We start from the raw sequence: 21558 nt of genomic DNA on the forward strand, positions 1-21558 counted from the left end.
ATTTAATATCTAATTCAATTTATATTCATAATATTTTTTATTTTTATAAATTTATACAATCTATCAATTATCAAGATTGTATTGATAAATTTTATTCATATCGTTGTGTTTATTCTGTGTGTATATCATTTTAATAATTATTTTTCTTTACTATCTACTATGAAATACCATAATATTTATTCTTTTTGCCTATTTTATTCAGAACAAATTATATAAATGTACATACAATAGAACTCAAAATTTTTATCCTTTATATCGCCTATAATGTACTACGATTATATGGCTATATATCACGGTAATACATACAAGCATATATATAGCCATATACGTCAATGCACTGGAATACATTGAAAATCATTTAGAAATATAATAACGGCAAAGCAAAAACTACCCTACATAGGAAACTCCGTTTATAGGGTAGTTGTTTTTTATATACATATTCGTAGTAACAATTCTTATAGAAAAAAACTAAATTTGCTATCTAAAGCGTAACAAAGAACCAGTCCTTACCGAATCACTTTTGATAAAAATGATTTTGTCCGCTCATGTTTTGGTGTATCAAACACCTCTGTTGGTGTTCCTTCTTCCAAAATTTCGCCACCATCTACAAATAGTACGCGAGTAGCTACTTCTTTAGCAAAGCTCATTTCATGAGTAACGATGACCATTGTCATGCCTTCTTTTGCCAAGTCTTTCATAACGTCTAATACTTCGCTAACCATCTCTGGATCTAGAGCAGATGTAGGTTCGTCAAAGAGCATTACTTTCGGTTTCATTGCTAAGGCACGTGCAATGGCTACACGTTGTTGCTGGCCTCCGGATAATTGTTCTGGGTACGCCGCTGCTTTGTCGGATAAACCTACTTTGCCCAATAAATCATGAGCAATGCTTTCCGCTTCAGATTTTGAAAGTCCTCTAATTTTTTGCGGTGCTAGGGTAATGTTATCTAGCACGGTCATATGAGGGAATAGATTAAATCGTTGGAATACCATGCCCACTTCGGCACGTACATTGTTAATATTTTCTTTCACATTTAAGTTTTTACCATCCACAATTACGTCGCCTTGTGTGGGCTCTTCTAAATAGTTCATGCAACGCAATACTGTACTTTTACCAGAACCAGATGGTCCAATGATAACTACTACCTCACCAGCATCGATTTCTGTAGAAACGCCTTTTAAGACATGCAATTGTCCAAAGTATTTATGTACATTCTGTAATTGAATCATTTGATATTATATTTCCTTTCTAAGTACGCTACGAGTCGGGAAATGGTTAATGTCATAATCAAGTAAATCACCGCTACGGCTGTCCATATTTCAAAGGAACCATAGGTACGAGCGATGATTAATTGTCCTCGACGTGTCAATTCTTCAAAACCGATAACTGCCACTAAAGACGTATCTTTCAACATGGCAATAAATTCATTGCCCAATGGTGGGATGATCGCTTTGAAAGCTTGTGGCATAATTACATAGCGCATCGTTTGGAACCAAGTTAAGCCTAAAGAACGACCTGCTTCCATCTGCCCTTTATTAATGGATTGGATGCCGGCACGGAAAATTTCAGATACATAGGCCCCAGAGTTAATAGAACATGCCAATACAGCTGCTAAATACGGTCCAATTGGTTCTGGCGCACCATTGGCATTAACGATAGCCCCCAACAATTTAGGACCACCGAAATAAATCATAAAGATTTGAACTAATAATGGTGTACCACGGAATAATTCTACATAACATTTTGCGATTAACCGAATCACTTTAAATCGTGATAAGTTCATCAATGCCACTACAAGGCCAATAAAAAAACCAAACCCCACACTCATGAGGGTGATTTGAATCGTAATTCCAGCCCCTCCAATTAACAGGGGTAAAGAGTCGACAATTAACTGCCAATTAAAATCCATCGTTACCTATCCATCCTTTCATTTAACACAGATAAGGAGGCACAAAGCCTCCTTATATAGTACATTATTTTCCTTCATATGTCACGGGAATATCCTTCGGCATATCTGTTTTAAACCATTTTTGATATATTTTGTTTAGTGTACCATCTTGTTTCATCTCTGTTAACGCTTTATTTACACTATCTATAAGCTCTTTATTCTTTTTATTCATAGCCAATCCAAAGTATTCTTTCGTATTTGGATATTCGATTACCGTTAAGTGTTGATCCCCATGTTTAGCTACGTAATACTGTGCTACCGGCAAATCAATCAATGCCCCTTCTACACCACCATTTTGTAACTCTAATAAGGCATCGCTAGTATGGTCAAAGTTTTTTACCATGGCCCCATTGATTTTGCTCGCTAAATCTGCTCCTGTAGTCCCCATTTGTACAGCAATCGTTTTGCCTGTCAAATCATCTAACCCTTTAATCGCAGAATTTTCTTTTACCACTACAGCCATACCAGATTCATAATACGGCATACTGAAACCAACTTTTTCCATCCGAGCTTTTGTGATAGTCATACCTGATGCCGCTAAATCAATCTCACCATTATCTAAGGCTGGTACTAGTCCATCAAAGGGAACATTTTTAAATTCAATAGTTTTCCCAGTCCGTTTTGCAATTTCTTTAGCTACCTCGATGTCAAAGCCTTGTAATTCTTCTGAACCTTCTTGCTTAAACTCGAATGGTACAAAGGTTGCATTAGTACCTATTTTTAATATATTACCTTTTTGTGCTTGTTCTCCTCCTTGAGAACCACATCCCCCTAGTAGTGCTACTACACCTAAGGCTAATAATCCAGTACATATTAGTTTTTTTACATTTGTTTTCATGATGTTTCTCCTTTACTAAATCACTCATGTTGTATCTTATGCACTAATTATACATCTATATGAATATTTAGTCAACATATTTTTGCAAATTTTGTGTATTTTTATTAATCATTGTTACATGTACTAAATTGCATAAACTAGTTCCAAAAACTGTTATACCGAAAAAGCATAAAAAAATACACAGCAGAACAATTTCTGCTGTGTTTCATACGGCTGACCTGGTCTTTGCCCCCACACTCGCCTGCTGGAAGGTTCGCTCATAAGCCGTGCTCCCCACTACTACCCCTCTCGACATAGTTTGTCGGCAGGTCTTACATCTAAGCCGCACCATGCTCACAATTTTTCATTGCTTATGTGGATCGTTTTGCCTGCGACTGGCCTCGACTTTCAACCACAGACCCGTTATGTACTCTTATTATATCTATATTTCTTACTTTTGTCACTTAGGAACCATCATGATTTTTTTCATTCTACTTATATCATTTTTGTATAGTACATTCAGAAAAAAGACTTGCTTTTTTTCACCAAATATACATCAACTTTAGTATACCCCATGCTTATCACATTCTCACTTTTTCAATGAATGATGAGAACTTTTCAGTACATTTTTGTCCACTCCATAGGGTATATTCAAGGATAAAATTTTATTGTATAATGTGTGTACTTAAGTAAACGAAGAATATAAAAACGGTGATTTTCCAGAAGAGAGTACACCGTTTCTATTTGTTAGGAAGGGTTTGCGCATGTTTATGTTATCACTAATTCAGGAATCAGGAGCTTACGAGCAAGATAAGAGCACCTTAGAGTTGATCACTTTACAGCTCTTACAGATGATTCAAATGAAAAGCCAAACTTTATATGTGCATTCGGTGCAGGTTGCCAATTATGCCGTAGCTATTGCTGCTAAAATGGGATTGCCAAAAGGTGAAATCGAATTGATTCGTCACGCAGCATGTTTACACGATTTAGGCTTAATTTGCCTACCTTCCACTGTGTTAATGAAGTTTCCTTACTTCAACCGTCAGGAATTGTCCAAATACAAGCAGCATCCTGTATTTGGGGCTAGCATGATTGAAAACTATCCATGTTGCCAACCTATCATTCCTTACATTAAATACCATCATGAGCGTTGGGATGGTACAGGGTTTCCGAAACATCTAAGAGGTGCCAATATTCCATTAGGGGCTCGTATCATCGGTATTGCTGATTATTATGTAACAGCGATCGACCCTGCTTCAGATACAACATTACAACCTCGTAGTGAAATCAAACAAGAGCTATTTAGACACTCTGGTACACAATTTGATCCAGATGTGGTAAAAGCATTTATAGAAATATTAGGATAATCATTAGGCTCCACTTGCTAAAGTGAGAGCCTTTATCTTTGCCCTGGGCAAGACGGTGTGGATTGTGTCCGCCGCTTCTAGCAAGGTAGCCCCTGTTGTATAGATGTCATCTACTAATAATATACTAATGTCCTTATCTGCATAGGCATTCACCATATCAGATCGAACTAAGAAATGACCCTTCATATTTTTCCGTCGTTCTTCTTTCGTCAAAGTCCACATCGGTTTGGAGCCATCTAATTTCACCAATAAATCTATCCACTTCCAATTTTGTTGGTTAACCCAATCTTTAAACAGCATATCTACTTGATTATATCCTCGTTGTTTCCGTTTGCTGTCGCTAATGGGAATGGGTACAACAATGGTTGGTATGTAATTCATATCCAAACAAGTAACTGTAAAACGTTGCAAAAAAGGAGCGGCTCCTAGAGCTCGCTCCTTTTTTCCATTAAATTTTATATCGTGTAGCATGGTTTTCATACCACCTACATAATCCGTTAGAATATATATACATTCTAAAGACGAGTATTTTGGACCCATTATACAACGTTCATGCATAACTGCTCGCAAGCATGTATCACACCACTCACCTTGGGTATATACATCTTTACCACAATGAATACAAGTAGGTGGACACAATAAGTCCCATAACCTCATTAGATCGCCCCCTCTAAGCGTTCCTTAAATAATGTATATCGATAATTTGTATCTACTCGATTTACCGCTGTATCTATAGCTGTTTCGCTACCGATGAGGAGTACCTTATCTTTAGCACGAGTAATTGCCGTATAAAGTAGATTCCTTTGTAACATCACATTATAGGCAGAAATAAATGGCAAAATAATCCGTTCATATTCACTCCCCTGTGCTTTATGAACCGTAATGGCATAGGCAAGTGCCATCGTCATCATATCTTCTTCATCAAGTGTCATGGATTTATCTGGAAATTTCACATGTACTTGTTTTCCAAGGATATCTGTAATAACACCAATTTCTCCATTATACACATCTTGGTCGTAATTATTCTCCATTTGAATGACTTTGTCACCAACACGATACACAGTCCCATCTACTTTCAACTCTTCTTTGCCACTTCGTTTCGGATTTAATTCCTCTTGCAAATATTTAGAAATTGCTGCACTTCCTATAGAACCTTTACGCATAGGACAAACAATTTGAATATCCAAATCAGACTCTACGTGTTGCAACTCTTCTTTATAGTGCTTAGTAATTACTGAAAGAACACTTTCCACATCATGAGCACTTTCAAATTGAAATTCATCACAACTGGACAAATCGGGTATCTCACCATGGTTGATAGCATACGCATTATCGATGATACGATTTCCTTCTTGTTGACGATAAATTTGTGTCAATCCTTGGTACGGAACTACGGAACTAGTCAACATATCCCGTAGGATAAAGCCTGCACCAATCGGTGGCAATTGATCCACATCTCCCACAAGCACCACATATGCACTAGGTGGAATCGCCTGTATCAGGGCATAATAGAGCTCCAAATTAAGCATAGATGATTCATCGACGATAACTACATCCACCTCTAATGGTTCATCCTGATTACGGGCAAAGGTATAGATATTATTCTCTAACTCCGGTTCTAACAAACGATGAATGGTGAAAGCCTCCATTCCTGTCGCTTCCGACAATCGTTTCGTAGCACGCCCCGTAGGTGCACAGAGGACAATACGCTTTAAGTTTCCTTGCTGGAATCCTTCTACTAAGGCTTTAATAATAGTAGTCTTTCCCGTACCTGGGCCACCAGTGATAATAGAGAATCGATGACTAAGCGCCATATTTATCGCTTTCTTTTGTTCTTTGCCTAACTCCATGGAATGCTTAATTTCGTAACTTTTACAGAAATCATCACCATCCAACAAAGGTAGCACACCCTCATCTAAAAAGGCTTCTGTGAACTCTACGCTATCAACTTCTGCTCGATATACAGTAGGATGATAGATATACAAAACATCATCGTGATCCACCTGTACATAGCGCTTTGTTTCAATTAAGGTTTCTAAACGATCTACGGTTACATCGATATAATCATCACCTAATAGATTCGACAACTGCACCATCAATTCCTCTATGGGCATACAAGAATGTCCAGAAGAACCTATCTGTTCCATGGTAAAGCGAATACCTGCATCGATGCGCTTAGGGTTATCAAAGGGAAATCCTAATTCCTCTGCAAAATGGTCCACTACATGAAAAGGTAAATTGGTATCTACGGTCAACAAATAATACGGATTATCCTGTAACATTTCAATCGCTTTGGCCCCATATATTTCATAGAGTTGGCGACTCCAACGATTACTCATATTGTACTTAGCAAAGAAGTCATTAATTTCCTGTAGAACACCTTCGCCCAGCAGTACTTTATACAGTTCTTGCTTAGTTTTACGAGAAGAAATCGGTGCCTCGAGTATTTCCATAGGATTTTCTTTTTTTAGAATCTCTAGTATAGAAACTCCAAAATAATCCAACAGTTTCTCTAATGACTTCGGGCCTAATCCTTTTACACCAAGACTTTCTAAATATCGTCTTGCACCAGCCAAGGTATCCGGCATTACACGTTGTATGCTTTGGACTGAAATCTGTTTGCCATATTTTTTATGGATAATATAGTTACCTTTGATTTCTACCTCTTCTCCTACCTTTGGAGGAGTAATATTACCGGTACAAATATGGGTATCTTCTTGGTAATCCCGTAGTACAAATACGCAAAAATTCTCTTGCGGAGACTTATAGATCACACGGTATACCGTTCCTAGTAGCGTTATCATAAGGATGCATTAGGCAATGCAGAAATGACAGCTTGCACCACATCTGCTACATTGCTGATGTTTTCAATTTTAATATGACTCACACGTTCGTAAATCGGTTGTCGCTCTTCGTATAAGCGGAAAATATATTCAATACTTTCTTTCAATAATGGACGAATTTCCATATCTAAATCATCGAGAATTTGTTTTACATCACGTTGAATCAATACCACATAACCAGATTCACGCATCAATTCAGCCGTAGCATCACACAATACCGTACCACCGCCTGTAGCAATAACACTGGCATTATTTTTACTCACTAAATCTTGAATTACATTGAGTTCTAATTGATGGAATTCATCTTCTCCATCATGAATGATAATATTTTGAATAGATTTTCCAGTACGCTCTTGAATTTCTGTATCCACATCAAAAAACTCTAATCCCAATGCTTGCGCTAAGGCCTTACCAATGGTTGTTTTACCCGCCCCTGGCATACCAATCAGGAAAATATGTTGATGAATGTGGTTCTTTTCATAATCTTTAGAAATACGGATTATCTCATTCATAAATTCTTTTGCGTAATCTGCTAATTCAGGATTTTCCAATGCTTGTACAGCGGATGCAAGAATTTCCTGTTCTCTCTGTACATCATGAATTTTCATCTGATGCTCTTCTTTATACTTCGCAATATCTACCACGATACGTAAACGCTCTTCAAACAAGTGAATTAACTCTTTATTAATAGCATCAATTTTTTTGCGACTTTCTTGTAATTTCATGAACATACTCCTTAGAATTTTTTATAGATCGTACTATGTAAATGGTCTAATGCAAAGGCCTTATCATCTTCCATTTGATCAATGAGGGCTTGGAGGGAATCAAACTTTACTTCTCCACGGATGAAAGCAAGAAATTCTACCGTAGCCACTTCTCCATACACATCATCGGAAAAGTCAAACAAATGCGTTTCAAAGCGATGGTATTGGTTGGTAAACGTTGGATTATCTCCCATATTCCCCACTGCACCATACCATTTGCCACCGATGTATACTTGATTTACATACACACCATCCGCTGGCGCTGCCATTGTATCGGGGAAATGAAAGTTTAATGTAGGAAATCCCAGGGTACGTCCCCGTTGATCCCCTTTCACTACGGTCCCCGTAAAACGGTACGGTCTGCCTAACATTGTATTAGCTAGCTCAATATCACCCCGTACAATGCTACTGCGTATAGCCGTACTAGATATAGGTGCATCAATCCAGTCATAGCGAACCAATTCTTGATCATGGACTTCAATAGACGGATATAATTCTCGAATTAGCTTTGAACTTCCTAAGCCTTTATATCCGAAATTAAAATTTGTACCGACTACTATTTTCCGTACCTTACGATGGGCACATAAACCATGAATAAACTCTTCCCCTGACTTTGTGACTAATTCTTCTGTCATAGGTAGTTCTAGCACATAATCAACACCCATGGCCTCTAGCATGGCATATCGTTCTTCTCGTTGTAGCAGACGAGGTGGAATTTGTTTCGGTTGTAATATAGTAAATGGATGCGCATCGAAGGTAACAATCACAGAAACTCCATCACATGCCTTCGCACTGTCACAGACTTCTTTAATAATCGATTGATGACCTAAATGCAACCCATCAAAAGTTCCCATACCATACACAATGGGTTCCTGTATCGTATCTAACTCTGATATCGTATATAAAATATTCATACTAATCCTTATCTTTTGAACTATGAAATAGAACTTTTATTTCAGTGTACTCTTTATTATAACACAACCGTAGACTATAGAAAGTGTATACATAAGAAAATGGCCAGGATCCCATAAGGTTCCTGACCATTTCTTATACGTATATTATATGTATATATTTTTTTCCACTTTCAAAGTGCTATCCAACCGTCGCAAGATACTCATAAATCCATTTGCATCATAGGCTCTGACTAATGTATCTACAGGGATTTCATCTGGTGACACACAGAACGTTCCATTCGGCTTCACTGTTTGTACTGGCACTTGCTTACCCTGTACGAGTCGGGTTCGATTGATATCATTGATATACACTGCTGGCAAGTGGGTCAGCAAAGTATCTACTGGTTGTACAGCCTGTTCTCCTAATGTCTCTAATTCTTCGATAGTCACAGACTGTTCAATATCACATTGTCCTACATCAGTACGGCATAATTGTGTCATCATACCACACAAGTATAATTGCTGGCATATATCTCGTAACAAAGCACGCACGTAGGTGCCGGCAGAGCATCGTACACGAATGGTAAAGAATGGATACGCATACGCCAATAGCTCGATATCATAAATATGAATCAAACGAGATGGTAGTGTAAACTCCACTCCTGCACGGGCTAAATCATAAGCTCTTTGCCCATTAATTTTAATGGCTGAATACTTGGATGGTCGTTGCTCAATAGACCCTTGAAAGGACTTAACTGCCTGCTCTAGAACATCCCAGCTAGGAGCCTTAGAGATATCCATTGCCCGCAGTACATTCCCTGTACTATCTTCTGTATCTGTTTCTATACCTAATTTACATTCCGCCACATAGGTTTTACCAATGGACTCCGTATATTCAATGGCACGAGTAGCTTTGCCCACAAAGATAGGCAACACACCGTATGCTAAGGGATCTAAAGTCCCACTATGACCAATACGCCGTTCTTTCAGAATGCGTCGACAAATACCGATCGCATCGTGACTGGTAATGCCTGGTGGCTTGATTAAAGAAATAACTCCATCCATTACTCAATCACCGCTAAGATTTGTTCCAATGCTTCATGAATAGGACGATCAATAGAGCAACCGGCTGCACGAATATGTCCACCGCCACCAAAATGGCTAGCAATTTGGTTCGCATCACGCACTTTAGAGCGAATGCTAGCACGAGTTAAGGTCTCTGTTTTAGACTTCAACACGATAGCCAAGTCCACTCCCTTGATATTTCGGATCATGTCCACAAATCCATCTGTATCATCCCCAATGCGCTCCATCAAAGGTAAGGTCAAACACATAGATACCACTTGCCCTTCATGGTGAAAGGACACATTATCTAAGACTTCTTTCATCACTTCAATACGACCTGGTTCTACCATTTCTATGGCTTCAGAAATCACATGGGGCTCTGCTCCTGCTTGTAAACATAGTCCCGCCATTTCCATCGTATGGGCTGTGGTGTTGGAGAATTTAAAGAACCCTGTATCAGTAGCCATAGCCATATACAAGGCTTGCCCCATCGATTGAGTCATCTCCCAATTCCACATCTTACATAGGTATGCCACAGTTTCCCCAGTGGAGGAGAAATCAGAGCGCAAATATAAACCGTCTGCAAATTCTGTATTAGAAATATGGTGGTCTATATTAAAAGTAGGTGCACTCACTCGTACACCTACTTCTCCAATTCGTTCAAATGTGCTCGCGTCCAAAATGAGTAGCATATCTGATGTATAGCCCTCTTCTAAACTTTCTACAGGCTCAATCTTAGAGCACAAGGAAAGAAAAGAAAACTTTTCAGGAACTACATCATCTACTACCATGCGGACCATTTTCCCTTGAGTTACCAAAGCTTCATACATAGCAAGCATAGAGCCTATGGCATCCCCATCGGGACTGACATGAACGGTAAGAAGAATGGAATGGGCTGTATCAATCGATGCTTTCAGTTGATCAATACTAATTTTCGCCATTATTGTTCCTCTTGTTTAATAGAATTTAATAATCCTTCAATGTGCATGCTATAATCTAAGGATGTATCTGCATCAAAGGCAATGCTAGGAATGTGGCGCAATTGAAGCACCTTTCCTAGTTCAGAACGGAAATAGCCCGCACTTCTACGCAAAGTGTCTAAAGACTGCTTTTTCTCCGCTTCACTGCCGAATAAGCTCACATAGATAGTCGCTTCTCGCAAATCACCTGTCACACGCACATCGGTAACAGTGACAAATCCGATGCGAGGGTCTTTCAACCCACGCAATAAGATTTGACTTGCTTCTTGTTTAATAAACTCTTGTAATTTTCGTACACGAACTTCGCTCATGGATACCTCCTATAATTCTGGGGCAATTTCTTCCATTTTGTACGCTTCGATTACGTCGCCTTCTTTCACGTCACGGTAACGTTCCAAGGAAATACCACATTCAAAGCTTGTAGCTACTTCTTTCACTTCATCTTTGAAACGGCGCAAGGAGTCGATATGACCTTCATGGATAACGATACCATCACGGATTAAGCGAATTTCAGAGTTATTAGTGATTTTACCTTCTGTTACGTAGGAACCAGCTACGATAGCTTTCGGTGTGGAAATCACTTGGCGAACTTCTGCACGGCCTAAGATAACTTCTTTAAATTCAGGAGTTAACATACCACGCATAGCGGCCTCGATTTCATTGATAGCATCATAGATGACACGGTATGTACGAAGGTCAACACTTTCTTTTTCTGCTTCTTTACGTACATTTGCATCTGGACGTACGTTAAAGCCGATAATAATCGCACCTGATGCAGAGGCTAACATCACGTCAGATTCGTTGATAGCACCTACTGCACTGTGGATAATATTGATGCGTACTTCTGGATTTTTAATGCCCTCTAAGGATTGACGTAATGCTTCTACAGAGCCTTGTACGTCACCTTTGATAATAATATTTAAGTCTTTCAATTCCCCTTGTTGCATTTGGTTGAACAAATCATCAAGAGTGACTTTTGTTTTCGCATTCATTTCAGTAATGCGTTGTTTTTCGATACGTTTTTCTGCAATGGAACGTGCTTCGTTGTCATCTACAGCGAACATCACTTCCCCTGCTAATGGAACGTCGGACAAGCCCAAGATTTCCACCGGCATAGATGGACGAGCTACTTTCACTTTTTCACCACGTTCATTCGTCATAGCACGTACTTTACCATATGCTACACCAGCAAGGATGGTTTCTCCTACGCGCAAGGAACCTTTTTGTACCAATACAGTACATACAGGGCCACGACCTTTATCCAATTGGGCCTCGATAACGATACCTTGTGCCTTACGGTTAGGGTTCGCTTTCAATTCTTGTACTTCTGCTACAAGCAAGATTGTTTCCAATAAGTCTTCAATACCTTGACGCTGTTTCGCAGATACAGGAACCATGATGGTATCGCCGCCCCACTCTTCTGGTAATAAGCCATGCTCAGACAACTGTTGTTTTACATAATCAGGGTTAGCACCTGGTTTATCCATTTTATTAATAGCCACGATGATTGGCACTTCTGCAGATTTCGCATGGTTGATGGCTTCGATTGTTTGTGGCATAACACCGTCATCTGCAGCTACCACAAGAACGGCAATATCTGTAGATTGAGCACCACGTAAACGCATCGCTGTGAAAGCTTCATGGCCTGGTGTATCTAGGAATGTAATTTTATTGCCTTCATAGCGAACTTGGTATGCACCGATATGTTGCGTAATACCACCCGCTTCAGAAGCTGTTACATTCGTAGAACGGATTACATCCAATAAAGAGGTTTTACCATGGTCAACGTGACCCATGATAGTAACAACTGGTGGACGAGCTACTAAGCTTTCTGGGCTATCTTCGATTTCGATGATTTCTGTAGGGTCTTGTTCAGGCTCTACTTCTACCACTTCTACGCCGAAGTCTTCTGCCAGTACCATAGCTGTTTCTACATCAATTTCTTGGTTGATCGTAGCCATAACACCTAGCATCATCAATTTTTTGATAATTTCAGATACTTCACGGCCCATTTTTTCAGCCAATTCTTTTACTGTTAACGGACCGGACAATTCAATAGAAGTAGCAATCGCAGCTTCTGCTTTACGGCGCTCTTCTTCTTTTTGTTTGATATGTTGTTCATTACGTTGTTTAACTTTATTTTTATTTTTTTGCAATGCAGAAGATACTAAGGATTGTGTACGTTCGCCTTTTTTGCCTTTTTTATCTTTTTTATTGCGACGCTCGTTACGATTTTCATTGCGATGTTCAGATTCATAACGGCGATTTTCTTTTTGACGATCTGCTTCACGGCTAGCTTGACGATCACGACCTTCTGGTTTTGCTGTCATCGCTGGATCCACTTGTGGAATCTCTAAGCGACGTTCACGACGTTGTCCATCATTACGACGATCATGGTTACGGTCGTTATTACGATCATTGTTGCGGTCGAATCTGCCACCATTGTTAGGGCGATTACCACCATTGCGATTATCTTGACGTTGATCATTGCGACCTTCTGGACGACGGCCATCACGGTTTTGACCATTTCGTTGATTAGAGCGATTATCGCCGCGGTCATTTCTGTCATTGCGATGATCTCGTTGACCATTATTTTTACCATCACGATTAAATGAGCGGTCACGCTTTTCACCACGGTCATTGCGATCTCCACGCTCGTTGCGATCATTACGATGATTTCTATCTTGTTTTGGTCCACGTTTTTCACCTTGCTCATTGCTATGGTATTCGTGAACTTTCTTTTGCGGTGCTTGTTGCGTTGCTTTTGGTGCCTCACTGTGTGCTTGTTTAGTGCCACCTGCTAACGATTGTTTAATCATAGATACTTGTGAATCCTCCACTGTACTCATATGGCTTTTCACTTCTACATTGTGTTTTTTTAAAGCATCAATAACGACTTTATTTTCTACACCTAGATCTTTTGCTACTTCATATACTCTTTTTTTGGACATCTACATTCCCCCTCTACTGATTCTTATCTATTTCAGCTAGCAAGGATTTAGCAAATCCAGCATCATTTACTAATATAACTGCTCGCATTTCTTTTCCCAATGCTCTGCCTAATTCCTCTTTGGTCCCTACCAAACGAAGAGGTACCTGATGAGACTCGGCTAAGTGCCTATATTTGTTAGCATTATTTTGCGCACAATCTTCCGCCATAATCAACAGTGGATAGGCTTGTCGTTTCATGGATCGTTCCACTACAAAATCGCCAGATAATAAGCGACCTGCTCGCTGTGCTAATCCTAATATATTCAACACTTTTTCTTTATTCATGGGATATTTGTTCCTTTAAAGATTCATAAATTTCTTGTGAAACTTTATGTTTCAACGAACGCTCTAATCGTTTAGCTTTATACGCCATATCTAAGCATTCTACTTTCATTTCCATATACGCTCCCCGTCCAGGGGCTTTACCTGTAGGGTCAATAGAAATCTCTCCCGTTGGGCTCAACACAACACGTGTCAATTCTTTCTTGGGAAGAAGTTCTCCACATCCCACACAGACTCGCATAGGCTGAGACTTCTGTTTCATATTAGTCTTCATCTCCAAAAGCATCTAAGGAAATCATATCATCAGATTCCACATATTCACCAGCTTCAGCGGCTTGTGTTTCACTTTTAATATCGATTTTCCAATTAGTTAGTTTCGCTGCTAAACGGGCATTTTGACCTGCTTTACCGATAGCTAATGAAAGTTGGTAATCAGGCACCACCACAGAAGATGTTTTTTCTTCATCGCGAGCCACTACACTTACTACCTTCGCTGGGCTCAAGGAATTAGCAATGTATACCGCTGGATCTTCATCCCATTTCACAATATCGATTTTTTCGCCATTTAGTTCATCGACGATATTTTGTACACGTTGTCCTTTAGGACCTACACAAGCGCCTACTGCATCCACTTCTTCCTCGCGAGATACAACAGCAATTTTAGAACGCATACCTGGTTCACGAGCTACAGATTTCAACTCCACTGTGCCTTCTGCAATTTCTGGTACTTCTAATTCAAATAAGCGTTTTAATAAACCAGGATGTGTGCGGGAAATCATGATTTGAGGACCTTTTGTGGTCTTTTTCACTTCCACAATATAGCATTTAATGCGGTCTCCCACAGCATAGCTTTCACTAGGAATTTGTTCGGACACAGGTAAAATCGCCTCAGTTTTTCCTAGATTAATAAATACATTTCGGCCTTCAATACGTTCCACCAAACCAGTCAAAATATCGCCTTCACGGCTGGAGTATTCATCATAGACAATATTGCGTTCTGCTTCTTTCAAACGTTGAATCAATAATTGTTTTGCCGTATGAGCCGCACTGCGACCGAAGTTTTTAGGCGTTACATCCACTTCGATAATATCGCCGATTTCCATACGCTTATCTAATTGACGAGCATCTGCTAAGGCAATCTCTGTTTCTTCGTTTTCAGGAGTGTCCACTACGGTTTTCTTAGCCAACACCTTGTAATCTCCTGTTTCACGATTGAAATAAATATATGCCTCTTGATTTGCTCCTACTTCTTTGCGATAGGCTTGTAATAATGCCACTTCAAGAGAATCAAAAATAATCTCTGGTGCCACACCTTTTTGTTTAGTAACTGCTAATACCGCTTGTACTAATTCTTGACTCACTGGTTTCCTCCCTTAAAAATCTAAATGCAAACGAATTTGTGCAATTGCTGCGCGTTCTAGTTCAATACTTTCCTCTTGCACCTGAATCGTAATGACTTCATCAGAATATCCTTGTAAGGATCCTGTATATTGTTTTTTTCCATCTATGGGTTTAAACAATTGAATGTCCACATCACGTCCATGGTAACGAATGAAATCTTTTTCTTTCTTCAACACACGATCCAGTCCTGGAGACGATACTTCTAACAAGTAATTCTCTTTGATTGGGTCCTTTGCATCCAATACTTCGCTTAATTTTTCACTCACCATTTGGCAGTCATCTAAATCGATGCCACCCTCTTTGTCTAAAAATACGCGCAAGTACCATTCTCGCTCATGCACGTATTCCACGTCCACAAGCTCTAACTCCGTAGACTCTATAATCGTTTCTACTACACCGGACACAAATTCCTCTACGGCGTCACGTTTCATCTTATCCCCTCCTTGCCACAGTATAAGAGAAAGAGTGAGCCGCAGCTCACTCTTTTAATAGATTCTATAAAAGTTATCTTTAGTATACCACAACTCTCTAAAAATAGCTACAGTAAACCATTGCGTTTTAACGCTTCTTCCCACTCTGCTTCTTTGAATCCCACAAGCACTGTATCTTCTAAAACTAAAATAGGACGTTTCACCAACATACCATTAGTTGCCAATAAGGCTAATTTTTCATCTTCTGTCATAGTTGGCAATTTATCTTTAATGCCTTCCCCACGATAAATTTGACCAGATGTATTAAAGAAGGCTTTAATATCTGCTTTTTTACTCTTAGGATACCATACGCCTAATTCTTCCGCTGTTGGATTCTCTTCTTTGATGTCACGGTGCGTATAGCTAATACCATGATCATCTAAATATTTTTTTGCTCGTTTACAAGTCGTACATTTTGGATATTCAATATATAACATATGTCTGTCCTTTCTATTTTTCTGTTTTAGATTCACAAAATTTTTCTTTTAACACCTGTAATAACACTTCTGTCATTTCGCTAGCAGCAAAGACGTATTCCTTTAGTTTGCCTCGCTCCTCTGCGACTTTCATGGCGGATACTTCAAAAGGATCTAGTACCACAGATAACACGGGGGTTTGATCTTGTTCCATACTTTTCGTCAAGTACGCCGAAATACTTTCTCCCTCTGTAGGCTCAAATCGTTCTACCTTTACTATGGGACAATATTCATACATCAATTTGCGAAGAACCATCATAAAGTAGGCTTTATCTTTCACAAACTGTGCTGCATCCTCTTTGGTCATGCTAAAAATATCTACTTTCACACGTTCCGCTTCACCATGTGTTGTCATAGGATTATTCCCCTTTCGCCGCTAAGAAGGCTAAATAACAACGTTTTGCTTCATAAATATCAGCTTTGCTCGTCACCTCCCAAGGAGAGTGCATACTGAGAACCGCCACGCCACAGTCGATAACATTCATACCATACAGAGCCATGATATACGCAATCGTACCGCCACCGCCAAGGTCTACTCGACCTAATTCAGCTGTTTGATAAGAAATATTATCTCGGTCCATCAAGTGGCGAATACGAGCCATGTATTCTGCGTTAGCATCATTAGAGCCACTTTTACCACGGGAACCAGTAAATTTATTAAATACTACACCACGACCTAAGAAAGCAGCATTTTTCTTTTCAAAGGCACTCGCATAGAGTGGATCAAAACCGGCGCTAACATCAGAAGATAACATGTGACTGTTAGATAAAGTACGACGTACTGCTAATGGAGAGGTATGGCCCATAGCTTCCAATAATTCTGCCATGAAGTTTTCAAAGAAACGAGATTGCATACCTGTTGCGCCAACAGAGCCAATTTCTTCTTTATCCACCAATAAAGTACATGTAGTTCGGCTCACATTCTCTGTTTCTAACATCGCAACTAAAGATGTATACGCACATACACGGTCATCTTGACCATAACCGATGATCATAGAACGATCAAACCCTAATTCTCTAGCAGCACCAGCTGGCACGATTTCGAGTTCTGCAGATAAAAAATCTTCTTCATCAAAACCATATTGCTCTTGTAGCACTTGTAATACATAGGATTTAACACCATCCTTTAATTCCCCTTTCACAGGGCGGCTACCAATAAGAAGGTCTAGTTGTTCCCCTTCTACCACTTTAGCAGCCTTTTTCTCCATTTGTTCCTGTCCCAAATGTGGCAATAAGTCGGTTACGCAAAATACTGGATCCGTTGAGCTTTCACCGATGGCAAGATTGATGACAGTGCCATCACGTTTTACCACTACCCCATGGATTGCTAAAGGCATAGTCACCCATTGGTATTTTTTGATGCCCCCATAATAATGCGTATCTAATAGAGCCAAATCGCTATCCACATAAAACGGATTTTGCTTCACATCTAAACGCGGAGAATCGATATGTGCACCAAGAATATTCATCCCCTGTTCAATCGGTTCTGTACCAATGTTCACCATAGCTACCGCTTTTTTCATATGCACATAATACACCTTATCCCCTGCTTTTAGGGTAGTACCTTCTTTGATAATACTATCCATATTACGGTATCCAGCTGCTTCCGCGGCCGCTACAATTTGGTCCACACATTCACGTTCAGTTTTACCATGATCTAGAAAATGGCGATACTTCGTTGCCAAAGTATCAATTTCTTGTAATTGTTGTTCTGTATATTCATGCCAAGCATTTCTACGTTCCATACTTAGCTCCTTTCTTTCTTAATGCTAATTGTTATTTTTTACGCGCATACAATTCACGCAATCCTTTAGGTGCATTCGTAACCATTTTGGAAACATAATATCGTTTCCCTAAATGCTTGCTAATCGATTTTCCCACATACCAATGAACCCCAAATGTACCATGTTCCTTGCAAGCTCCCATTGATAAAAAGCGATGTTTTACCACCCCCACAATAGGGTCTAAGTGCAGGGGTTCCTTACAAACAGGACATGTGGTTTTCGCTCGATTGCTTTGTCGGAATATACGAGGCATGGTCACAATGGACTCAAATATTTTATGTTCATGCCGTGAAAGTCCGTAAAAACATCGTTGTTTCCCTTGTTTTTCTCGCTTCTTTTGTAATGCTTCTAAAAACGGAAATCGTTGGCATACCATGGCTGTACAGATGGCATCATGCAATCCATTATGAGCTTGTAAATTAGGCGCTTTCACATGCATCTCATCCATCGCTTTTTGCAATGCATATTGTTGGCTACAATTGTGCATCGTTTTTGCATATAAAGATTGTGCATCAAACCAAGGCACTTCCTGATGTACATGTACCTTGTGACAAAGGGCATTATCCATCAACATTTCAATATCATCGGGTCCCCAAGATATCAAAATACCATCAGAACCAATAAAGCGTAAAAACTTCTCACATCCACGGCGGAAAGACACCCCTTCTTTACGCAGTTTATCCATAGTAATATGAGTTAACTTCTCCACGGAATGATGCATAACAGGTAAAAATTTAGGAGTAATAAACACTTCAAATTGGTCTACAATTTGCAAACTTTCATCCAATTTTACGGCGCCTATTTGTATAATTTCACCGATGAAGGGAAAGCCCGATCGTCGTATCATATTCGGTTCTAATGTATAGGGCTGGTTCCATTCCAAGTCAAATACAATATAGTGCATCCTTAGTTCATACCCTTTCTCTCTAACATTATCCGTATGCCTGCTAATACAGATTCCTCAGAAATGACAGACAATCCTTTATAATTACCTTCCTTCAAAACCTGTTTCATATTTTTATTCACGTCGTAATGGTCCATAGACTCTAAGACCACCGCATTCTCTGTGAAAGGACCATACAAGGCTGGATTCGACGGACCATAGAGCGCCACGATAGGCACCCCCTGGCTTACCCCTACATGCATAGGACCCGAGTCATTAGTCACCAAACAATCACATCGTTTCATGGCTTCTGCCAATTCTCCAATGCTGAATTGTCCCGTTCCCTTAATGGCTGGTTCTGTCATCGTATCTAGCACGTCCTGCACCATATCTTCATCCATGGGACCACCGAAAAATACAATTTTATATCCTTCTTTAGCTAAGGTATCTGCAATGTGGGCAAACCGTTCCTTAGGCCAACGTTTTTCCGGCACCGCACTACCAATATTAAATCCGATGAGGTGATCCGTTTCCGCCACTCCTTGGGAGGCATAAAATTCCTGTACCTTTTGGTTCCACTCAGAACTAGTAAAGATTTCTAATCCTTCATGTTCTACCGCATATTCTAACTGTTCTAACACATTCATATACATCTGAGCGGCATGCAACGTTTTTCGGTTCAACCGCGTCACCTTCGTCATAAATGGACGGAACAGAAAATGACTCATCCCTGTGGTCACCTTGGCTTTCAATTTCCAAGCTAAATAGGAAGTCCGTTCATTAGGGTGCAAATTAATGACTACATCTACTGGTCCTTGTCTCCGAATGTCTTTAGCAATTTGATTCAATCCACCAATGCTATTATGGATGCCTTTTTTATCCACTTCCACTAACTCATCAATGTAAGGATTATGACGATATACATCCGCTAGCTTCTTGTCTATCACATAAGTAATATGACTGTGAGGCGCCAACTTTCTAAGAGCATGGATAAACGGTGTGGTAAGCACCACATCGCCTAAATGCATCAAGAAGGTTACCACAATCCGCTTTCCATCTAACTCTATCATAGATTCCTCATTTCTTTCACTGTATCAAATACAGTGTCCACTGTAATTTGTGCCATACACTCCAAATCTTCTACCAACGGTTGTTCTAGAGTCGCCCGTGATGTAGGTGACACAATAATATGAATATGATCGCCCCCATACGGACCTGTCCGTTCTGGGCAAGTCGTCCCAAATAGAGCAATCAATGGTACTTTTAAAGCATTCGCAATATGCAGAGGACCAGTATCAGCACTGATGTACAAAGCGCTATGACGAATGACCTCAATGAGTTCTTTTAGATTCGTATCCCCAATGAGATTCACCACATTGTCACTACCGACTCCGTCCACAATGGCACGCCCTTTTTCCTCATCTTCTTTAGCTCCAATGAGCACCACCGTCTCACTGGCTGCCACCAAGCGTTTACCGAGGTCGATAAAATGAGAAATAGGCCATTCTTTCACTGCCCAACGCGCACCTGGAGCAATAACAATATAAGGATTTTCGATGAAAGCGCCTCTATCATTTAATTTCTGTGTTACCGTAGCTTCTGCCTCTGTGAAAGTCGGCAAAGGGAACACGATGTCATCTACGTTACAGCCCAAGGCACGAGACGTATCTAAATAACGCTCGATAACGTGATCCATTTTATGGTCACCTACTAGTGCTATGTTCACCAGCCAACTACCCTCACGAAGTTCCCAGTATGCATAACGTTTCTTCGCTCCACTAAGAGCAGCCACGATGGCACTTTTTGCAATGGATTGCAAATCTAAAGAAATATCAAAGTGCTTGTCATGCAATAACTTCCATAATTCTTTCCAATAGGAAAGACATTTTAATTGTTTTTTATCTATGATAATGATTTCATCCACCCAAGGTTTTGGAGGAATAACATCTTTAAACTGTTCATGAACGGCCCATGCAATATGTGCTTTTGGATATTGCTGGCGCAACGCATACAGCGTTGGTAAGGCATGAATAATATCACCTAGAGAACTCATTTTAATGATTAAAATTCGTACATCTTCTTTCATACTCCATCCCTTTCATTTACCTATAACTATACTCTATTAGTATACCATAAGATAGAAACAAAGATGACAAAGTATTTTATATTTTTCTTTAGATCCTTTTAGTACCTATTTCAATACTTCAAGAATGAGAACCTCACATAGCAAACTTAAAATATCTACGTATAACAACTGTCATTCATTAGATATCTTTTCTACAATCAAGATTTAATAAAATTTTAGTAAAATGTTATTAAAATTTAGTAATTTATTATTATATCACATGTGAAGAAAACTTTATAATACAATACATGCATAGATTATCTAAATTGATTTATTTATGTATATAATGTATTTTCTGTATAAAGGGTATATAATATCTTCATTAGGTTTACCTATTCATATCAAATATATATGGCATATAAGAAATCCCCATACTTCAAGGATTACTTATTTCACGCTTATATATATTTGCTATGCAGCTTTACAAACTGTGCCATGTGTGATTAGATAAACGATTTAAATGCATATC

General features: G+C 39.4%; 22 protein-coding genes. 1 reads left to right on the top strand and 21 read right to left on the bottom strand.

Annotated elements, in window-relative coordinates; all coding sequences use genetic code 11:
* Positions 1 to 506 precede the first annotated feature (506 nt).
* The 3 genes from EO118_RS05355 to EO118_RS05365 all read right to left on the bottom strand — a co-directional run bounded on the left by EO118_RS05355 (position 507) and on the right by EO118_RS05365 (position 2789).
* Positions 507 to 1229 carry an amino acid ABC transporter ATP-binding protein gene (locus EO118_RS05355; protein ID WP_127068983.1) on the bottom strand — a complete coding sequence of 241 codons (723 nt, stop codon included), beginning with the start codon at positions 1227 to 1229 and terminating at the stop codon, positions 507 to 509.
* Complete coding sequence (locus tag EO118_RS05360; protein WP_009372151.1) at positions 1226 to 1909, bottom strand: amino acid ABC transporter permease; 684 nt, start codon at positions 1907 to 1909, stop codon at positions 1226 to 1228. Before EO118_RS05360 ends, EO118_RS05355 begins: the two co-directional genes overlap by 4 nt.
* 64 nt (positions 1910 to 1973) lie before the next feature.
* The gene (locus EO118_RS05365) at positions 1974 to 2789 is read right to left on the bottom strand and encodes a basic amino acid ABC transporter substrate-binding protein (RefSeq protein ID WP_370447250.1); all 816 of its coding nucleotides are present in this window, start codon (positions 2787 to 2789) and stop codon (positions 1974 to 1976) included.
* Between the two features lie 740 nt (positions 2790 to 3529).
* On the opposite strand from EO118_RS05365, the gene EO118_RS05370 reads away from it, so the two are divergent.
* On the top strand, positions 3530 to 4132 hold the full coding sequence (locus EO118_RS05370; protein ID WP_127068985.1) for an HD-GYP domain-containing protein: 603 nt from the start codon (positions 3530 to 3532) through the stop codon (positions 4130 to 4132).
* Between the two features lie 3 nt (positions 4133 to 4135).
* Here the strand turns inward: EO118_RS05370 and EO118_RS05375 are convergent, their stop codons facing one another.
* From EO118_RS05375 to EO118_RS05460, 18 genes are all read right to left on the bottom strand, one after another.
* Entirely contained in the window at positions 4136 to 4612 is a 477-nt protein-coding gene (locus EO118_RS05375) for a ComF family protein (RefSeq protein ID WP_127068986.1), read from the bottom strand.
* A 176-nt stretch (positions 4613 to 4788) separates the two neighbouring features.
* Positions 4789 to 6936: an ATP-dependent RecD-like DNA helicase gene (locus EO118_RS05380; RefSeq protein WP_127068987.1), complete on the bottom strand. Its 2148-nt coding sequence runs from the start codon at positions 6934 to 6936 to the stop codon at positions 4789 to 4791.
* Positions 6933 to 7700, bottom strand: a complete 768-nt coding sequence (locus EO118_RS05385) for a shikimate kinase (protein ID WP_127068988.1) — start codon at positions 7698 to 7700, stop codon at positions 6933 to 6935. The genes EO118_RS05380 and EO118_RS05385 overlap by 4 nt, the downstream gene beginning before the upstream one ends.
* A gap of 11 nt (positions 7701 to 7711) precedes the next feature.
* Positions 7712 to 8653 carry a bifunctional riboflavin kinase/FAD synthetase gene (locus EO118_RS05390; RefSeq protein WP_127068989.1) on the bottom strand — a complete coding sequence of 314 codons (942 nt, stop codon included), beginning with the start codon at positions 8651 to 8653 and terminating at the stop codon, positions 7712 to 7714.
* Positions 8654 to 8797: 144 nt separating this feature from the next.
* Positions 8798 to 9697, bottom strand: a complete 900-nt coding sequence (gene truB / locus EO118_RS05395) for a tRNA pseudouridine(55) synthase TruB (RefSeq protein ID WP_127068990.1) — start codon at positions 9695 to 9697, stop codon at positions 8798 to 8800.
* On the bottom strand, positions 9697 to 10638 hold the full coding sequence (locus tag EO118_RS05400) for a bifunctional oligoribonuclease/PAP phosphatase NrnA (protein WP_127068991.1): 942 nt from the start codon (positions 10636 to 10638) through the stop codon (positions 9697 to 9699). Before EO118_RS05400 ends, truB begins: the two co-directional genes overlap by 1 nt.
* Complete coding sequence (rbfA, locus tag EO118_RS05405) at positions 10638 to 10988, bottom strand: 30S ribosome-binding factor RbfA (RefSeq protein ID WP_127068992.1); 351 nt, start codon at positions 10986 to 10988, stop codon at positions 10638 to 10640. Before rbfA ends, EO118_RS05400 begins: the two co-directional genes overlap by 1 nt.
* A 9-nt stretch (positions 10989 to 10997) precedes the next feature.
* Entirely contained in the window at positions 10998 to 13628 is a 2631-nt protein-coding gene (gene infB / locus EO118_RS05410; protein WP_127068993.1) for a translation initiation factor IF-2, read from the bottom strand.
* Between the two features lie 13 nt (positions 13629 to 13641).
* Positions 13642 to 13953: a ribosomal L7Ae/L30e/S12e/Gadd45 family protein gene (locus tag EO118_RS05415; RefSeq protein ID WP_127068994.1), complete on the bottom strand. Its 312-nt coding sequence runs from the start codon at positions 13951 to 13953 to the stop codon at positions 13642 to 13644.
* Positions 13946 to 14212: an RNase P modulator RnpM gene (rnpM, locus tag EO118_RS05420; protein ID WP_038145077.1), complete on the bottom strand. Its 267-nt coding sequence runs from the start codon at positions 14210 to 14212 to the stop codon at positions 13946 to 13948. The genes EO118_RS05415 and rnpM overlap by 8 nt, the downstream gene beginning before the upstream one ends.
* Position 14213: 1 nt before the next feature.
* The gene (gene nusA / locus EO118_RS05425) at positions 14214 to 15311 is read right to left on the bottom strand and encodes a transcription termination factor NusA (RefSeq protein ID WP_127068995.1); all 1098 of its coding nucleotides are present in this window, start codon (positions 15309 to 15311) and stop codon (positions 14214 to 14216) included.
* 12 nt (positions 15312 to 15323) lie between these two features.
* Complete coding sequence (gene rimP, locus EO118_RS05430; RefSeq protein ID WP_127068996.1) at positions 15324 to 15782, bottom strand: ribosome maturation factor RimP; 459 nt, start codon at positions 15780 to 15782, stop codon at positions 15324 to 15326.
* Between the two features lie 107 nt (positions 15783 to 15889).
* Positions 15890 to 16258 carry an arsenate reductase family protein gene (locus EO118_RS05435; RefSeq protein ID WP_126938202.1) on the bottom strand — a complete coding sequence of 123 codons (369 nt, stop codon included), beginning with the start codon at positions 16256 to 16258 and terminating at the stop codon, positions 15890 to 15892.
* Between the two features lie 13 nt (positions 16259 to 16271).
* Complete coding sequence (locus EO118_RS05440) at positions 16272 to 16652, bottom strand: hypothetical protein (RefSeq protein ID WP_127068997.1); 381 nt, start codon at positions 16650 to 16652, stop codon at positions 16272 to 16274.
* 4 nt (positions 16653 to 16656) lie between these two features.
* On the bottom strand, positions 16657 to 18042 hold the full coding sequence (locus tag EO118_RS05445; RefSeq protein WP_127068998.1) for an aminopeptidase: 1386 nt from the start codon (positions 18040 to 18042) through the stop codon (positions 16657 to 16659).
* Positions 18043 to 18073: 31 nt separating this feature from the next.
* Positions 18074 to 18985 carry a 3'-5' exonuclease gene (locus tag EO118_RS05450; RefSeq protein WP_127068999.1) on the bottom strand — a complete coding sequence of 304 codons (912 nt, stop codon included), beginning with the start codon at positions 18983 to 18985 and terminating at the stop codon, positions 18074 to 18076.
* Positions 18986 to 18987: 2 nt separating this feature from the next.
* Positions 18988 to 20031, bottom strand: coding sequence for a glycosyltransferase family 9 protein (locus EO118_RS05455; RefSeq protein WP_127069042.1), 1044 nt, complete (start codon positions 20029 to 20031; stop codon positions 18988 to 18990).
* Positions 20031 to 21050 (bottom strand): glycosyltransferase family 9 protein, encoded by a 1020-nt coding sequence (locus EO118_RS05460; RefSeq protein WP_127069000.1) that lies wholly within the window; start codon positions 21048 to 21050, stop codon positions 20031 to 20033. The genes EO118_RS05455 and EO118_RS05460 overlap by 1 nt, the downstream gene beginning before the upstream one ends.
* Between the last annotated feature and the right edge of the window lie 508 nt (positions 21051 to 21558).

The organism is Veillonella sp. 3891 (genome assembly GCF_003992315.1).
In the GTDB taxonomy this organism is placed as follows: domain Bacteria; phylum Bacillota; class Negativicutes; order Veillonellales; family Veillonellaceae; genus F0422.

Coding starts and splice junctions, on each gene's coding strand:
- rimP (WP_127068996.1), bottom strand. CDS start 15,782: ATGAAACGTGACGCCGTAGAGGAATTTGTGTCCGGTGTAGTAGAAACG.
- EO118_RS05380 (WP_127068987.1), bottom strand. CDS start 6,936: ATGATAACGCTACTAGGAACGGTATACCGTGTGATCTATAAGTCTCCG.
- EO118_RS05440 (WP_127068997.1), bottom strand. CDS start 16,652: ATGACAACACATGGTGAAGCGGAACGTGTGAAAGTAGATATTTTTAGC.
- EO118_RS05450 (WP_127068999.1), bottom strand. CDS start 18,985: ATGCACTATATTGTATTTGACTTGGAATGGAACCAGCCCTATACATTA.
- EO118_RS05460 (WP_127069000.1), bottom strand. CDS start 21,050: ATGAAAGAAGATGTACGAATTTTAATCATTAAAATGAGTTCTCTAGGT.
- EO118_RS05445 (WP_127068998.1), bottom strand. CDS start 18,042: ATGGAACGTAGAAATGCTTGGCATGAATATACAGAACAACAATTACAA.
- EO118_RS05360 (WP_009372151.1), bottom strand. CDS start 1,909: ATGGATTTTAATTGGCAGTTAATTGTCGACTCTTTACCCCTGTTAATT.
- EO118_RS05355 (WP_127068983.1), bottom strand. CDS start 1,229: ATGATTCAATTACAGAATGTACATAAATACTTTGGACAATTGCATGTC.
- EO118_RS05415 (WP_127068994.1), bottom strand. CDS start 13,953: ATGAATAAAGAAAAAGTGTTGAATATATTAGGATTAGCACAGCGAGCA.
- EO118_RS05370 (WP_127068985.1), top strand. CDS start 3,530: ATGTTTATGTTATCACTAATTCAGGAATCAGGAGCTTACGAGCAAGAT.
- truB (WP_127068990.1), bottom strand. CDS start 9,697: ATGGATGGAGTTATTTCTTTAATCAAGCCACCAGGCATTACCAGTCAC.
- rnpM (WP_038145077.1), bottom strand. CDS start 14,212: ATGAAACAGAAGTCTCAGCCTATGCGAGTCTGTGTGGGATGTGGAGAA.
- EO118_RS05435 (WP_126938202.1), bottom strand. CDS start 16,258: ATGTTATATATTGAATATCCAAAATGTACGACTTGTAAACGAGCAAAA.
- EO118_RS05375 (WP_127068986.1), bottom strand. CDS start 4,612: ATGAAAACCATGCTACACGATATAAAATTTAATGGAAAAAAGGAGCGA.
- infB (WP_127068993.1), bottom strand. CDS start 13,628: ATGTCCAAAAAAAGAGTATATGAAGTAGCAAAAGATCTAGGTGTAGAA.
- EO118_RS05390 (WP_127068989.1), bottom strand. CDS start 8,653: ATGAATATTTTATATACGATATCAGAGTTAGATACGATACAGGAACCC.
- EO118_RS05385 (WP_127068988.1), bottom strand. CDS start 7,700: ATGAAATTACAAGAAAGTCGCAAAAAAATTGATGCTATTAATAAAGAG.
- EO118_RS05400 (WP_127068991.1), bottom strand. CDS start 10,638: ATGGCGAAAATTAGTATTGATCAACTGAAAGCATCGATTGATACAGCC.
- rbfA (WP_127068992.1), bottom strand. CDS start 10,988: ATGAGCGAAGTTCGTGTACGAAAATTACAAGAGTTTATTAAACAAGAA.